The following is a 15,816-nucleotide window of genomic DNA, read 5'->3' on the forward strand; positions in this document are numbered from 1 at the left end:
GGTCCTCACCGGAGTGGACCTCGCCGTGGACCGGGGCAGCCGCCTGCTGGTCCTGGGCCTCAACGGCGCGGGCAAGACCACGCTGCTGCGCATCCTGGCCGGCGCGGAACGACCCGACTCCGGCCGCGTCGTACACGGACACGGGCTGAGCCTGGGCTACTTCGCCCAGGAACACGACACCTTGGCCCCCGGGCTGACGGTCCGACAGAACCTGGCCGCGGCGGCTCCGCACCTCGACGACGGGGAGGCCCGGCACGTGCTGGGAGCGTTCCTGTTCTCCGGGGACGACGCGGACAAGCGGGCCGGGGTGCTTTCCGGAGGTGAGAAGACCCGCCTGGCACTGGCCGGGCTGGTGCACTCCGGAGCGAACGTCCTGCTGCTGGACGAGCCGACCAACAACCTCGACCCCGTTTCGCGCGGCGAAGTCCTGGGCGCGGTCGGCGCGTACCCGGGGGCGATCGTGATGGTCACGCACGACGAGGGCGCCATCGACGCCCTGCGCCCCGACCGGGTCCTGCTGCTGCCGGACGCGGACGAGGACCTGTGGAGCGAGGACTACCGCGGCCTGGTCGGCCTCGCCTGAGGCACCGCCTCCCCCGGCCGGGCGGACCTCGCGTCCCCCGGCCGACCGGGCGGCGGACCCGCAGCTCCCCTTACGCACCGGAGCATTACCCCTTAACCTCACCCCTGCTCGCCGATGACCCACCGGTCAATGAATCGTTGACGGGCGCACCGGCTCCGGAGGTCCACATGAGTTCTGCGCAGTACTCGCTGGAGAACCGTCCGCGCTCCGTGGCGCACCTCTTCCTCGACCGGGTCGCGGCCACCCCCGATCGCGAGGCCTACCGCCATCCGGTGGCGGTCGACCGGGCGGCCCCCGACACGGAGGAGTGGCGCTCACTGACCTGGGGCCAGACCGCGGAACGCGTGACGGCGATCGCCGCCGGTCTGCTCTCCCTCGGACTGCGCAGCGAGGAGCGCGTCGCCATCTCCTCCGCGACACGGATGGAATGGATCCTCGCCGATCTGGGCGTGATGTGTGCGGGCGCCGCCGTGACCGCCGTCTATCCGAGCACCAACGCCGACGAGACGGCGTACATCCTCTCCGACTCCGGCAGCCGGGCCGTCTTCGTCGAGGACGCCGCCCAACTGGCCAAGGTCGTCGAGCACGCGGAACGCCTGCCCGGACTCGGCCACGCCGTCCTCTTCGAGCCGGTGGCGGATCCGCCCCGGGCGAAGGGGCTGGAGGTCCTGACCCTCGCCGAGCTGGAGGAACGCGGCACGGCGTACCTGAAGGAGCATCCGGACGCGGTCACCACGACCGTGCAGGGCATCGGACCCGAACAGCTCGCCACCCTGATCTACACCTCCGGAACGACCGGCCGCCCCAAGGGCGTTCGCCTGGTGCACGACTGCTGGTCCTACCAGGCCGTCACACAGGAGGCCAGCGGACTGCTGCTCCCCGACGACGTGCAGTTCCTGTGGCTGCCGCTCTCCCACGTCTTCGGCAACGCCCTGATCTCCGGGCAGGTGAGGACCGGGAGCGTGATCGCGGTGGACGGGCGCGTCGACCGCATCGTGACCAATCTGCCCGCGGTCCGGCCCACCGTGATGGCCTCCGCCCCGCGGATCTTCGAGAAGGTCTACAACGGCATCGCCGCCAAGGCGAGGGCCGAGGGCGGCATCAGGCACAAGGTCTTCCTGTGGGCGGCGAAGGTCGCCCGCGACCACGCGAGGACCGGACAGGAGCGCCTGGTGGGGACCGGAAGGCGCTCGGTTCCCCGGCGGCTCGCCGTGCAACACGCCGTCACCGACAGACTGGTCTACGGCAAGATCCGTGCGGCCTTCGGCGGCGAACTCCGCGGCAGCGCCTCGGGAAGTGCCGCGCTCGCCCCCGACATCGCCTACTTCTTCGCCGGCGCAGGGGTGCCGGTGCTCGAAGGCTACGGTCTGACCGAGACCAGCGCGGGCTGCACCGTCAACCCGGTCGACGACTTCAGGGTCGGCACCGTCGGCAGGCCCCTGCCCGGTACGGAGGTCCGCATCGCCGAGGACGGTGAGGTGCTCCTCCGGGGACCCGGCGTCATGCGCGGCTACCACAACCTTCCGGAGAAGACGGCCGAAGTGTTGGAGGACGACGGCTGGTTCCACACCGGGGACATCGGCGAGGTGGACCAGGACGGCTTCCTCCGGATCACCGACCGCAAGAAGGACCTGTTCAAGACGTCCGGGGGGAAGTACGTCGCACCGACGGAGATCGAGGGGCGGTTCAAGGCCGCGTGCCCCTACGCCAGCAACATCCTGCTGATCGGCGACAACCGCACCTACTGCACCGCCCTGATCGCCCTCGACGAGAGCGTGATCATGCCCTGGGCGGCGTCCCACGGCCTCGCCGGCCGCAGCTATGCCGAGGTCGTTTCCGCGCCGGAGACGCATGCGCTGGTCGACGGCTACGTGCGGCGCGTCAACGGCGAGGTGCAGCGGTGGCAGACGATCAAGAAGTTCTCCCTGCTGCCGCGCGACCTCGACGTCGAGCACGGCGAGCTCACACCGAGCCTCAAGGTCAAGCGGCCCGTCGTGCTGGGGGAGTACGCCGACCTGGTCGAAGCCATGTACGCGGGCACCCGCGAGGCCTGACGACCTCCGCCGGCGCGGACGCGGACGCGGTGCGCGGGACGGCGCGAGCAACGGCGGGACGGGGGCGCCCGTGCGGGTGATATCGGCCCCGGGGCGACGCGCACCTGCGCCCGGCGGTCCGCATGTGGGACGGTGGGGACATGACGGTCCCCGTGATCCTCGACTGCGACCCCGGTCACGACGACGCCTTCAACATCCTGCTGGCCGCTGCGCATCCCGGGATCGAACTGCTCGCGATCACCACCGTCGCGGGCAACCAGACCCTGGAGAAGACCACGCTCAACGCCCGCCGGATCTGTGCGGTGGCCGGGATCCGGGACGTACCGGTCGCGGCGGGACGGGACCGCCCGCTGCACGGACCGCGCCGGACCGCTGCCGACATCCACGGCGAATCAGGTCTCGACGGGCCCGGATTCGGTACGGGCGAGCCGGTGGTTCCACAGGATCCGCGCGACGCCCTCACCCTGATCCGGGAGACCCTGTTGGCGCACCGCGCGCCCGTGACCCTCGTCCCGACCGGGCCGCTGACCAACATCGCGGCCCTCCTGCTCGCCCACCCCGACCTCGTCGGGCGGATCGAGCGGATCGTCTTGATGGGCGGCTCGACCGGGCGGGGCAACACCACGCCCACTGCCGAGTTCAACGTCCTGTGCGACCCGGAGGCGGCGGACGTCGTCTTCCGCAGCGGGCTGCCGGTGACCATGTTCGGCCTCAACGCGACCCACCAGGTGCGGGCCACCCCCGCGGTCATCGCCCGGATCGCCGCGCTGGGCACCCCGCTCAGCGAACTCTGCGTCGAGCTGCTCACCTACTTCGCCTCCACCTACCGGGAGGTGTACGGCTTCGACGCGCCGCCGCTGCACGACCCGCTGACCGTCGCCCACCTGATCAACCCCTCCCTGGTCAGCCTGGTGCGGGCCGCGGTGACCGTGGAGCTGAACGGCACGCACACCCGGGGGGCGACAGTGGTGGACCTGCACGGGGTGACGGGGCGACCCGCCGATGTGGAGGTCGGCATGGAGGTCGACGCGGACGCCTTCTGGGACCTGATCGTGGAGGCCGTGCGCGTGCTGGGCGCTCCCCCAGGGTAGGCCCCGGGGCCGTACCACGGACCGGTTCCGCCCCGACAGCTTCCGGCCCGGGCCGCATCGGGAGGACGCCCCGTCCCGGTCGTCGACACCGCATCGGCGGAGCGCATTGCGGTGACGTTCGAGGGATCCCGCGGAATCGTTCGTGATGTCGTAGGAAGTGATCGTTTCTGCATGATGCCCTCGCCGGCATGAACACCCCCACCAGACTCGCTCTTGCCGGCATCGCCCTGACGGCCCTGGTCGCCACCGCACCGAACGCGACGGCCTCCGAGGACGCCACCGGTCCGGAGCCGACGCCAGCACCGCTGGTCACCGCCGCCCACGCGGTGCCCGGGAAGTACATCGTGACCCTCGACGGGGCGATCGACGCGGCCGAGACGGCGTCGACGCTGAACGTGAAGCCCACCTTCATCTACGAGCAGACCATCAACGGCTTCGCAGCGCCGCTGACCGAGCTCCAGCTCGACGCCGTCAGGAAGACCCCGGGCGTCGTGTCGGTCGAGCAGGACGCGGTCGCGCTCGCACCGCCCCGCCCGACCGTTCCCGCCACTTCCCGGGGGCCGGCCGCCACCTGGGGTCTGGACCGGATCAACCAGGCGAACCTGCCCCTCGACAACGACTTCACCACCCGGGGCAGCGGCGCCGGGGTGACCGCGTACGTCCTCGACACCGGCATCGACTACCACCACGAGGAGTTCGGCGGCCGTGCCTCCTTCGGCTTCGACGCCGTGGGCGACGGACGCCGCGGCCAGGACTGCAACGGCCACGGCACGCACGTGGCCGGCACGGTCGCCGGTGCCACGTACGGAGTCGCCCGCAAGGCCGGCCTGGTGAGCGTCCGGGTGCTGGGGTGCGACGGCAGCGGCACGTACTCCGGCGTGATCGCCGGACTTGATTGGGTCGCCAGGAACGCCGAGCAGCCGGCGGTCCTGAACGGCTCCCTGGGCGGCGCCAAGTCCGTCGCCCTGAACAACGCCGCCACGGCCCTGTACGCCGCCGGCGTGTTGCCGGTCTTCGCCGCGGGCAACGACGCGAGGGACGCCTGCGGGGTCTCGCCCGCATCGGCGGAGGGCGTGGTCACGGTCGCGGCCTCCAACGTCTGGGACGAGGAGACCTCCTTCTCCAACTACGGTCCCTGTGTGGAGGTCTATGCTCCCGGCCAGGACGTCGTGTCGGCACGGATCGGCGGCGGCTCGGTCGCCCAGAGCGGCACTTCCATGGCCACCCCGCACGTCACCGGCGTCGCCGCGCTCTACAAGGCCGAGCATCCCACGGCGTCCCCGGCCGAGGTCGGCGAGTGGCTCGACGACCACGCGACGCAGGGACTCCTGACGAAGGTCAGCAGCGGCACCCCCAACAAACTGCTGTTCACCGGCGGCCTGTAGCACCCGCTGCCGCCGATGCCCCACCCCGCCCCGGCAGGCGGATCGGGGCGGGGCATCGGCGGTCGACGGGACCGGGGCGTCCGGGCCCGCACCCGATCAGCCCGGTCGTGAGCTCCCGGCACCCTCGGCTTCGAAGGTGCGCAGCAGGTCGGCCGCGACGCTCACGGCGATGGTCGCGGGTTCCTTGCCGGTGAGGTCGGCCAGACCGATCGGCGTCTTGATCCGATCGATGGCGTCGTCGTCGTGACCGCCCTCGGTGGCGAGCCGCTTGCGGAACCGCCTCCACTTCGCCGCGGATCCGATCAGCCCGACGGAGCCCAGGTGGTGGGTGCGCAGGGCGGCGTCACACAGGGCGGCGTCCTCGGCGTGGTCATGGGTCATGATCAGTGCGTGGGTGCCGTGCGGCAACTCCTCCAGCACCTCCTCCGGCAGCAAGGGGGCGTGGTGCAGGTGCACCTGTGCCACTGCGTCCGCCAGCACCGCCAGCCGTTCCCCGGCGAGCATCGCGGAGCGGCCGTCGATCAGATGGAGGTCGAGGTCATGGCGCGCGAGGATGCGCGCCAGTTCGAGGCCGACGTGCCCGACGCCGAAGACCGCCACCGCCGGCACCACCGGAAGCGGTTCGAGCAGCACCGAGACCGCGCCGCCGCAGCACTGCACGCCGTGTCGGCCGGTGACCTTGTCGGTCAAGGCGAAGTCGATCAGCTCCGGTTCCTGCTGTCCGGCGGCGAGCATCTCCCGGCAGCGGTCGATGGCGACAGCCTCGATGTTTCCGCCGCCGATCGACCCCCACGCATCGGCAGACCCGACCACGAGCTTCGCACCGGCCCCGCGCGGGGCATGGCCGCGCACGGTCGTGACGGTCACGAGCACGCCGGACTCCCGGCGGGCCCGCAACCGTGCGACCGCGGTGACCCACGTCAGGTCAGGCACCGCTCCACGCTTCCGCTGCACCGACCCGGAGGTCGATTCCGCCGGTGACCCCGTCGACGGCGTGCCCATCGGCCCCTCGGCCAGCGGCTTGGATCGCCCAGTACACCGCCTCCGGCGTCGCCGGCGACGCCAGCTCGACGCCGACGCCCGTCGGGCCGAACGCGGCGACCGCCTGCCGCAGCGCCTCGCGCACCGAGAGCGCCAGCATCAACGGTGGTTCGCCGACCGCCTTGGAGCCGTACACCGCACCTTCTTCGGCGGCGTCCTCCAGCAGCGTGACGTGGAACTCCTCGGGCATCTCCGAGAAGCTCGGCAACTTGTAGGTGCTCGCACCCTGGGTGAGGAGCCGGCCGCGGTGCGCCCCGTCGCCGGTGTCCCAGCGCAGGTCCTCCAGCGTCAGCCACCCCGCACCCTGGACGAAGCCGCCCTCGACCTGACCGATGTCGATCATCGGGGAGAGGCTGTCGCCGACGTCGTGCACGATGTCCACCCTCCGGATGCGGTAGGCACCGGTGAAGCCGTCCACCTCCACCTCGGTCGCGGCGGCACCGTGCGCGAAGTACTTGAACGGCGAGCCCTTGAAGGCCGTGGCGTCCCAGTGCAGGCCCTCGGTCCGGTAGAAACCGGCTGCCGACAACTGGACCCGTTGGAGGTACGCGGTGCGCACCAGATCGTCCCAGGCCACCTCACCGTCGCCGCCCAGCGCGTGTGCGACGCCCCCGACGATGCGCACGTCCGAGGCGTTCGCGCCCAACCGGCCTGCGGCCACCTGCAACAACCTCTTCCGCAGCTGCTCGCAGGCGTCCTTCACCGCCGCTCCGTTCAGGTCCGCCCCGGCGCTGGCGGCGGTGGCGGAGGTGTTGGGCACCTTGTCGGTACGGGTCGGGGAGAGCCGCACCTTGTGCAGCGGGACGCCCAGCGCGGTGGCCGCCACCTGGAGCATCTTGGTGTGCAGGCCCTGGCCCATCTCGGTGCCGCCGTGGTTGATCAGGACCGAACCGTCCTTGTAGATCAGGACCAGCGCGCCGCCCTGGTTGAAGGCGGTGAGGTTGAACGAGATGCCGAACTTGAGGCCGGTGAGCGCGAGGGCCCGCTTGGTGTGCGGGTGGGCGGCGTTGAAGGCGGCGATCTCACGGCCGCGCTCGGCGATGCGGGCCCCGCTCTTGACCCGCTCCCACACGGCGGAGATCCGTTCGGGACGGACGACCGGCTGTCCGTACGGCGTGGACTGGCCCCGCCGGTAGAAGTTCCGCTCCCGCAGCTCGATCGGGTCCAGACCGAGGAGGGGCGCGCACCGGCCCATGATGTCCTCGATCACCAGCATGCCCTGTGGCCCGCCGAAGCCGCGGAAGGCCGTGTTGGAAACCTTGTTGGTCCGTGCGACGCGTCCGGCGACGCGTGCATGGGGGATCCAGTAGGTGTTGTCGATGTGGCACAGCGCGCGGGCCACCACCGGCTCGGACAGGTCCAGGCTCCAACCGCCGTCGGCGGTCAGCGTGGCGTCCAGCGCCTGGATGCGGCCCGCGGCGTCGAAGCCGACCTTCCACTCGGCGTGGAATCCGTGTCGCTTGCCGGACATGGTCAGGTCCTGGGGGCGGTTGAGCCGTACCCGCACCGGCCGGCCGGTCAGCGTGGCGCCGAGCGCGGCGACGGCGGCGAACCCGTGCGGCTGCATCTCCTTCCCGCCGAAGCCGCCGCCCATGCGCAGGCACTGCACGGTCACCTCGTGGCTGTGCAAACCGAGCACATGGGCGACGATCTCCTGGGTTTCCGAAGGGTGCTGGGTGCTGCTCTGCACGAACACCTGCTCGGCCTCGTCGACGTGGGCGAGCGCCGCGTGCGTCTCCAGGTAGAAGTGTTCCTGGTCGGAGAACCGGAACGTGCCGGTGAACACGCGGGCCGAACCGGCGAAGCCGGCGTCGACGTCCCCGGTCAGCATCACCGGCCGGGCGCCGTGGAAGCTGTCGGCGGCGATCGCCTCCTCCAACGTCACCAGGGATGGTAGTTCCTCGACCTCCACTTCGACGGCCTCCGCACCGAGGCGGGCCGCCTCCAGCGTCTCGCCGAGCACCCAGGCGACCGCCTGGCCGTAGAACATCACCTCCTCGGGGAAGAGGGGCTCGTCGTGCTTCATCCCCGCGTCGTTCACGCCGGGCACGTCGGCACCGGTCAACACCCGCACCACACCGGGCACGGCGAGTGCGGGCCCGGTGCGCAGCGCGGTGACCCTGCCGTGGGCCTTCATGACCTGCACCGGATGGGCGTGCAGCACGTCCTTGGTGCGGTGGACCAGGTCGTCGGTGTAGAGGGCGCTGCCGGTCACGTGCAGCGCGGCGCTCTCATGGGGGACGGAAAGGCCGACGACGGGCCTCTCGGGGCGCTCTGACAGATGGCTCATGAGGGCACCGCCTCGGTGGTCTGGGCGTACAGCTTCAGCAGGCTCTGGCCGAGCACGGCGGAGCGGTACCCGGAGCTGGCTCGGTGGTCATCCAGGGGAGTGCCCGCGGCGCGCAGTTCCCGGGCCGCGGCCTCGACGGTCCCTGCCGTCCACGGCCGGCCCTCCAGGGCCGCTTCGGCGGTGAGCGCGCGGATCGGGGTGGCGGCGACACCGCCGAGACCGATCCGCGCCCTGCGGACGATCCCGTCCTCGATGTCGAGGGCGTGGGCGACCGCCACGCTGGAGATGTCGTCGAAGCGACGCTTGGCGATCTTGTGGAAGGCGGTGAGCGGTGACAGCGGCAGGGGGATGCGCACGGAGCGGATCAGCTCGCCGGGACGGCGCACGCTCTGTCGGTACCCGGTGAAGTACCCCGCCAGCGGGACCTCGCGCTCGCCGTCGGCATCGGCGAGCACCACCGAGGCGTCGAGGGCCAGGAGCGCGGGTGGGCCGTCGCCGACGGGGGAGCCGGTGCCGAGGTTGCCGCCGAGGGTCGCGCCGTTGCGGATCAGCCGTGACGCGAACCGGGGGAACAGTTCGGAGAGGAGCGGGACGCTTCCGGCGAGCCGGCGTTCGATTTCGGTGAGCGTCAGCGCGGCCCCGATCTCGATGCGGTCGGGCGTGACGTTCAGCTCCCGGAGTTCGGGCAGACGGTCGACGGCGACCACGCACTCCGCCCGCCGCGAGCGGACGTTCACCTCCACACCCCAGTCGGTGGAGCCGGCGATCACCACCGCATCGGGGCGCTCGCGCAGCAACTGCAGGGTGTCGGCCAGGTTCCCCTTCCGCAGGAACGTCCCGCCGTCCCGGGTGTACGCGGTGCAGACGGGTGCGGGCGGGACCTCCTCGCGACGTCGTGCCAGCGGGTCGTCGGCGGCGGGCGTGCCGACGGCGAACGCCGCGTCACGGATCGGGCGGTAGCCGGTGCAGCGGCACAGGTTTCCGCTCAGGGCGTGCAGATCGAAGCCGTTCGGACCGTGCTCGGCTTCGGTGCCGTCCTCCGGTCCGGTGCGCGCGCAGCGACCGGGACGGTAGTACTCGGCTGCCATGCTGCAGACGAATCCCGGTGTGCAGTAGCCGCATTGGGAGCCTCCGCGGACGGCCATCTCCTGCTGCACCGGGTGCAGGACGGGAGGGGTGCCCGGTCCGCCGGTGGCGGCGAGCCCTTCGGAGGTGACGATCTCCTGGCCGTCGAGGGCGGCGGCCGGCAGCAGACAGGCGTTGACGGCCACCCAGTCGGTGGGCTCGTCCACTCCGGGGCGGGCCAGCAGGATCGAACAGGCGCCGCATTCGCCTTCGCCGCAGCCCTCCTTGGCGCCGGTGAGACCGCGCTCGCGCAGGAAGTCCAGCACGGTGGTGTGGGGTGTCGCGGGAGAGAGGGAGGTGTCCCTCCCGTTGATCGTGATCCTCGCCTCTACCATGTCGGACCTTCGTTTCGGTGGGCGATCGGTGGATTCGTCATCTTCGCCAATGCAGGGGCAGCTTTCTCGGCTTTGGTGCGCCGTCCGCCGTGTGACGGATACGGGTACGGGCGCACCACGGCACGCGGACGACGCGTGCCGTGAGGCGGTGAAGGGGAACCAGCACGTGCCGCGGAGGGGGCACGTCAGAACGGCGTGGTCAGCAGCCGTGTGCGATGCGACCCGGAACCCAGACCGTGGTGTGGGCGAGGCGACTCAGATCGGAGCAGGTGCACATCCGACGGTCGCCTCCTCTCGGTCGATGTGGGCCAGACGTGGACGGAAAGCTAGTTGCCGGGGCCCCGGAGGTCAAGGGCCGGTCTCGCCACCCCCGGTCGAGCGACCGGGACGATCGGTCGTGCACCTGACGACCATGGCGCTGCACCGGCCCCGGTTCAGGGTGCGTGGACGTCGCGGCGGTCGAACAGGGACGGGGCGAGGACGGCCAGGAGGAGGGCGAGACCGGCGGGGGCTGCATAGCGCCACCACTCCGCGGCATGGGTGAGCGGCTCGCCACCGAGTGCCCAGTTCCAGGGGGAGAGGTACTGGAAGTCCTTCCACCCCTCGCGGAGCGGGAAGAGGGCGGAGACGACGTAGCCGGCGACCGTCAGTCCGACGCCCGCGCCCAGTGCCGCTGACGGCCGGGACGTGGTGGCGGCCGTCACGAGGGAAGCCGCCGCCGCGACGAGCGCGGTCAAGGTGCACAGGACGACCGTCGACAGCAGGCGCGACACGGAGGTACCGAGGTCCCAGATCAGGTCCGCGACCCACTGGACCAGGAACACGGCCAGGCCCAGCGCGAGGGTCGCCGCCAGCACGGCGAGGGCCCGCGACGTCAGGACCGAGGTGCGGGAGACGGGCTGGGTGAGCAGGAGTTCGTACTGCCCGGACTCCTCCTGGCGCGCGGTGAGGGTGGTGGTGAAGGAAGCGGCGGCCACCGCCATGAGGAGGGGGACGAGGAGGGCGTAGAGGTTGCCCCAGAGGAAGCCTTCCGGCGAGCCGAGGTCGCCGATCCCGAGGGCCTGCACCAAGCCCTCGGGCATGCTCGCGGTCAGGTCGGACATGTCGGGGCTGTTCTCGAAGGCGGGCCAGAAGGCCGTGGTCAGGACGATGAGCGCGATGATGGACACGGCCCAGGTCAACCAGGAACGTCGCAGCGCCCGCAGCGCCCCGGTGGTCAGTACGGAGCTCATCCGGTGGCCTCCTCGCCCTCGTGCCGGTCGTCCTCGTACAGCTCGCGGAAGGCGTCTTCCAGGTCGGGCTCGGCCAGCTCCACCGCCAGTGGGCGGGCGGCGGCGAGTACGGTGAGGAGCGGTGTCGGTGGGCCGGACAGGCGGGCGCGCACGCGCGGGCCGTCGACCTCCACACCGGTCACCCCGGGCACGCCCGTCAGGTCGGGCACCGACGGAGGGGCGTCGAACACGGCCTCGACGTGCTGGGCCGCGGTGCCGCGCAGCTCCTCGACGGTGCCCCGGGCGACGATGCGGCCTCCGCGCAGGACGACCGCCCGGTCCGCGGTGCGCTGGACCTCCGCCAGTACGTGAGAGGAGAGCAGCACCGCGGTGCCACGGGCGCGGGATTCACGCACCAGATCCCGGAAGACCTGTTGGAGCAGGGGGTCGAGCCCGCTCGTCGGTTCGTCGAGGACGAGCAGGTCGGCACGGCTCATGAACGCGCAGACGAGGGCCACCTTGCGGCGGTTGCCGGTGGACAGGCCGTGGGTCGCCTTGGTCGGGTCCAGCCCGAGGCGCTCGGTGACGTCCGCGCGGCGCGCCGGATCGCAGTCGCCCCGCAGGCGGGCCACGGCGTCGAGGAGTTCACCGGCGGTCGTGCGTGCCGGCAGGCGCAGTTCCCCCGGCACGTACGCCACTCTCCGTCGGGCCTCGACGCCACCGGTGCGGGCATCGGCGCCGAACAGGCGCAAGGTGCCGGCGGTCGGCCGCAGCAGGTCCAGCAGGCAGCGGATGGTCGTGGACTTGCCGGCGCCGTTCGGTCCGAGGAAGCCGACGACCTCGCCGGGCCGCACGTCGAGGTCGATGCCGTGTACGGCGCGGAAGCGACCGTAGTCCTTCACCAGGCCGTCGATGGCCACGACGTTCATCTGTGGTCTCCCGTCCGTCGGGGCGGTTCGGAATCAGGGTCGGAATCAGGAGGCGAGGCCGCTCATGGCGTCGCCGACGTACTTCGCGCCCAGGAGGACGAGGACCGTGGTCATGATCGCGGCGTTGTGCGTGGACATCCAGGCCTTCCCATCGGCCAGGACCGTTGTGGCACGGTCCCCGCCGACCAGGTAGACGCCGAGCGGGAGCGCGGTGCAGAGCGAGGCCAACAGCACCATCACGGCGGCTGCCGCCGCCTTGCCCCCGGCGGAGGCCGTGGAACCCGCGATCGAGACGGCGCCGCCGACCGCGAGCACGAGGTTCTTGGGATTGGCGATCACCAGCGCGGCCGCGAGACCCGCCGCCTTGCCGGGGGTGGCGGTGTCGACGGCCTTCATCCAACCTGGTGTCGGGGCCTCCTGGCCCCGGGGCGGCCGGCCCCTCCACTGCTTCAGGCCCAGTAGCAGGAACACCAGCCCGAAGGCGAGCTTCAACCAGAGCGTCCAGGACGCCGGAGCTCCGTCCCCACCGGCTGCGCCGGCGCCGGAACCGGCCAGTACGACGACCGTGACGACCGAGGCCACGGCCACGGTCCAGCCGGTGGTGAAGGCGATGCCGTTCGCACGGCCCCTCGGTGTCGCGAGCATCAGGATCACCGCGACCAGTGGCAGCGGACTGATGGCGATGCCGACCGCCGAAGTCAACATCTGGCCTACCGCATCACCCATGGCTGCTCCCCTGAGGTGGGCACGAATCGCTCCCAACCTCGCACAACCGGTCCGTTGCCGCCTCTCGGAGCGGACCGGCTCGTACGGGTCGCGGCTGGTGGGGGCGTGTTCGGCCTCACCCGTTCGGCCTTCCCGCGGCCCGGGGTGCCGGGCCCGCACCGCACGGCCCGGGCGCGGGGACGGCGCTCCGCCCGGCCGCCACGGGCCCGTCACGCGGAAGTCCGTGCCGAGGTGCGGAGGACACGGATCCGGGGCGCGGTGCGCCTTTGACGGCGCTCTCCGTCAGTCGTCGCCGTGGAAGACGCAACCGACCAGGGCACCCGTGCCCATGCTGACCACCCCGACGGCCGGATCGGTGCTGGCCCGTACGAAGCCGCCGCCGTACCCGTCGTCACCGGAGCCCTGCGTGCCCAGGTAGATGCCCCAGTTGAGGAAGACCTCCTGTAGGCCACCGGTGTCGTCCGGGAAGGGCTCGGCAGCGGGACGCACCCGGTGCTGAAGCACGACCGGCCCGTTCATCGCTGCGGTGACCCTGCTCTCCCACTCGGCCGCACTCACCTCCCAGCCGGCGGTGATGCCGTTCCCGCCGTGCAGCAGCGTCGGCTTCAGGATCAGCTCGTTCCGGTGGGCACGGGCATGGGCGAGGGTGTCGACCCGGGTGCCGCCGGGATCCGTGACGCGGGGGCGCACGTATCGCGTCCACGGCAGCAGCCGGTCGATGCACGCCAACTCGCCGGCGTCGAAGAGTTCGCGGTGGCGTTCGTCGGAGAGCATCGCCAGGGTCCCCTTGTTGCCGTACAGTTCGGCGTCCAGCCGGCTGCACAGCCCCACCCGACCCTGCTCCACCGCGACCAACAGCGGTTCCAGTTGGGCCGCCGCGGAGGGGTCGGCGAGGTCCTCGGCCAAGAAGTAGCGGAAGACGACGTCCACGGTCCGTCCCGCGACCGTCGGTCGACCGTTCGGGTAGGTGAGTTCGTCGAGACCGCAGGCGATTCCCTCGACTCCGTGCTCGGCCAGTTTCGCCGCGAACACCCCGAGCCGGGGTCCCACGACGGCGAAGTTCTCCGCCGTGTCCACCACGGCGACGACGGGCGCCCGGCCGGCGGGGACGTGCGGGGCGCACTCGGCGTACATCGTCCGCACCATGCAGCCGATGGTGTCCCGGTAGCCGAGTCCGTGTCGCCGCACGAACTCTTCGAGGGGCGGATAGGCCAGCATCGCCCGGTTGATGTCCGCGTTCTCGAAGCCCCCGAGCGCACTGGTGACGTTGAACTCGAGGAGTTTGAAGCCGGTGCCGTCGTGGTAGAGGTCGGCGCGTCCCAACGGGAGGAGCGAGCCGGTCCGGGCACTCCGGGTGATCAGCGCGGACTGCAGTGCGTCCATGCCGACCGCGGAGGCCAGCGCGGTGACGTTCCCGTCGAACACCCTCTCGGGCAAGGAACGGAGCAGTGCGTAGACCGTGTGGAGGTCACCCATGACGGCACGGCGTTCGCTGCCGCTGAGGAAGGCGGGTCCGTTCAGGAACCTGTCCCGGTAGGCGAGCGTGAGGGACGCCGATTCCCGGGCGGCGGCCGTGGGGTGGGTCGACGACGTGTGTCGCGCGAACTGTTCCCCGTATGCGTGTCCCAGGCGCGACCGGGGCGGTTCGGGCGGGCTCGTGGTCGTCATCACAGCTCCTTGCTCTGCTCGGCACGGGTGATCCACTTGCGGCGGGCGCCCACGAGGAGCGCCACGGCGACGACCGCCATGGCGGCCGCGCCGATGCCGAACACGGCGCGCGTGCCGACCTCGGCTGCGACGATGCCGCCGGCCGCCGCGCCGATGGGCAGCCCGCCCCAGGAGACGAGCCGGTACACGCTGTTGGCACGCCCGAGCAGGTGCTGCGGCACCAGGGTCTGGCGCAGGACGACCACGACGACGTTCCAGGTCACCGTGCCGCAGGCGAAGAGGGCGAGGGCCGCACCGGCGGCGTACGCCGAGGGCACGGCAGCCAGCACCGTCTCGCTCATGGTGATCAGGACGGCGGTCGCGACCAACGCGCCCTCCCGGCCCAGGCGTTCCGTCAGAGCCGGGGCGAACCGGGAAGCCGTGACGGCCCCCACGGCCTGACAGGCGAGCAGGACGCCGAACCCGAGCGGCCCCAGATGGAGCACCTTCCCGCTGTGGATCACCAGCACGGCGAGCATGGCGTTCCCGGCGAGGTTGATCAGACACGACACCAGGGCGAGGCTGCGCAACAGGTGGTGCCGGTAGAGCCAGGCGGCGCCGGCCAGCATCTCCGACATCACGCCCGCCCTGTCCGGTGCTGGCTCCGGCGGCTTGGTGCGTCCGATGCGACTGACCAGTACGGCCGAGCACAGGAAGGTGGCCGCGTCCACGCCGAAGGGGACGGCCATCGCCAGGCCGAACAGCAGGGCGCCGATGAGCGGGCCGACGAAGCCGGTGCCGGCCTCCTGCGCCGCCATGATGCGGGCGTTGGCGGTGGCGAGCCCGTCCTTGGGGGCGATGAAGGGGACGAGCACCTGGGCGGCGTTCCGGCAGAAGACCTCACCGACGCCGAGCAGGAACATGCAGGCGTAGAGCAGCGGCAGCCCACCCCAGCCGCCGATGATCCCGAGCGTGAGCACCGCGAGCAGGCCGGCCCGGGCGAGGTCGACGCGCACCATCATGGCGCGGATGTCGACCCGGTCGACCAGGAGCCCCGCGGGGATGCCGAACAGGATGAACGGAGCGGTGAACGCCACCGAGGCGGCCCCGATCAGACGCGGGTCGTCGGTGAGCCGGGTGGCCAACAGGGGGGCGGCGGCGATCGTCGCCCCGTCGCCGAGCGAGGACACGGCAGCGGACCACCACAACCGGGAGAAGTCGCCCCCCAGTCGGGGCCGTTGCGCACCGACCTCGTTCGTCGTCGACGCGCTCATGAGGCCGTGAGGCAGCGCAGCCGAAAATCCATGGTCATCCCCTTCGCGAGCCGTCCCGTCGCCGAGGCCCCGCGAGCCCGTTGTCGCTCGTCGAGACCCGCACGGTCCGGCGCCCGGGATTGCCG

The 15,816-nt window shown here is 71.7% G+C and carries 12 protein-coding genes; 4 read left to right on the forward strand and 8 right to left on the reverse strand.

Annotation, left to right across the window (positions count from 1 at the left end; genetic code table 11):
* The 4 genes from ACFW2Y_RS09990 to ACFW2Y_RS10005 form a co-directional block, all read left to right on the forward strand.
* Window positions 1-583: ATP-binding cassette domain-containing protein (locus ACFW2Y_RS09990; protein WP_384876065.1), on the forward strand; the 583-nt coding region annotated here is incomplete at its 5' end.
* Window positions 584-750: 167 nt separating this feature from the next.
* Complete coding sequence (locus ACFW2Y_RS09995) at window positions 751-2,637, forward strand: AMP-dependent synthetase/ligase (RefSeq protein ID WP_384876067.1); 1,887 nt, start codon at window positions 751-753, stop codon at window positions 2,635-2,637.
* A 140-nt stretch (window positions 2,638-2,777) separates the two neighbouring features.
* Window positions 2,778-3,728, forward strand: a complete 951-nt coding sequence (locus ACFW2Y_RS10000; RefSeq protein ID WP_384876069.1) for a nucleoside hydrolase — start codon at window positions 2,778-2,780, stop codon at window positions 3,726-3,728.
* 188 nt (window positions 3,729-3,916) lie between these two features.
* Window positions 3,917-5,113 carry a S8 family peptidase gene (locus ACFW2Y_RS10005; RefSeq protein ID WP_384876071.1) on the forward strand — a complete coding sequence of 399 codons (1,197 nt, stop codon included), beginning with the start codon at window positions 3,917-3,919 and terminating at the stop codon, window positions 5,111-5,113.
* Window positions 5,114-5,209: 96 nt separating this feature from the next.
* On the opposite strand, the gene xdhC is transcribed toward ACFW2Y_RS10005, so the two are convergent.
* The 8 genes from xdhC to ACFW2Y_RS10045 form a co-directional block, all read right to left on the reverse strand.
* Window positions 5,210-6,037, reverse strand: a complete 828-nt coding sequence (gene xdhC, locus ACFW2Y_RS10010; protein WP_384876153.1) for a xanthine dehydrogenase accessory protein XdhC — start codon at window positions 6,035-6,037, stop codon at window positions 5,210-5,212.
* Between the two features lies 1 nt (window position 6,038).
* Window positions 6,039-8,444, reverse strand: a complete 2,406-nt coding sequence (gene xdhB, locus ACFW2Y_RS10015; protein WP_384876073.1) for a xanthine dehydrogenase molybdopterin binding subunit — start codon at window positions 8,442-8,444, stop codon at window positions 6,039-6,041.
* Complete coding sequence (locus tag ACFW2Y_RS10020) at window positions 8,441-9,904, reverse strand: xanthine dehydrogenase small subunit (protein ID WP_384876075.1); 1,464 nt, start codon at window positions 9,902-9,904, stop codon at window positions 8,441-8,443. The genes xdhB and ACFW2Y_RS10020 overlap by 4 nt, the downstream gene beginning before the upstream one ends.
* Before the next feature lie 434 nt (window positions 9,905-10,338).
* The gene (locus ACFW2Y_RS10025) at window positions 10,339-11,136 is read right to left on the reverse strand and encodes an ABC transporter permease subunit (protein WP_384876077.1); all 798 of its coding nucleotides are present in this window, start codon (window positions 11,134-11,136) and stop codon (window positions 10,339-10,341) included.
* Window positions 11,133-12,044: an ABC transporter ATP-binding protein gene (locus ACFW2Y_RS10030; RefSeq protein WP_384876079.1), complete on the reverse strand. Its 912-nt coding sequence runs from the start codon at window positions 12,042-12,044 to the stop codon at window positions 11,133-11,135. Before ACFW2Y_RS10030 ends, ACFW2Y_RS10025 begins: the two co-directional genes overlap by 4 nt.
* A gap of 45 nt (window positions 12,045-12,089) precedes the next feature.
* Window positions 12,090-12,770, reverse strand: a complete 681-nt coding sequence (locus ACFW2Y_RS10035) for a GAP family protein (RefSeq protein ID WP_384876081.1) — start codon at window positions 12,768-12,770, stop codon at window positions 12,090-12,092.
* A 282-nt stretch (window positions 12,771-13,052) separates the two neighbouring features.
* On the reverse strand, window positions 13,053-14,438 hold the full coding sequence (locus ACFW2Y_RS10040; RefSeq protein WP_384876083.1) for a hypothetical protein: 1,386 nt from the start codon (window positions 14,436-14,438) through the stop codon (window positions 13,053-13,055).
* Entirely contained in the window at window positions 14,438-15,691 is a 1,254-nt protein-coding gene (locus ACFW2Y_RS10045; protein WP_384876085.1) for an MFS transporter, read from the reverse strand. The genes ACFW2Y_RS10040 and ACFW2Y_RS10045 overlap by 1 nt, the downstream gene beginning before the upstream one ends.
* Window positions 15,692-15,816 lie beyond the last annotated feature (125 nt).

Source organism: Streptomyces sp. NPDC058877 (assembly GCF_042742855.1).
Taxonomy (GTDB): Bacteria; Actinomycetota; Actinomycetes; order Streptomycetales; family Streptomycetaceae; genus Streptomyces.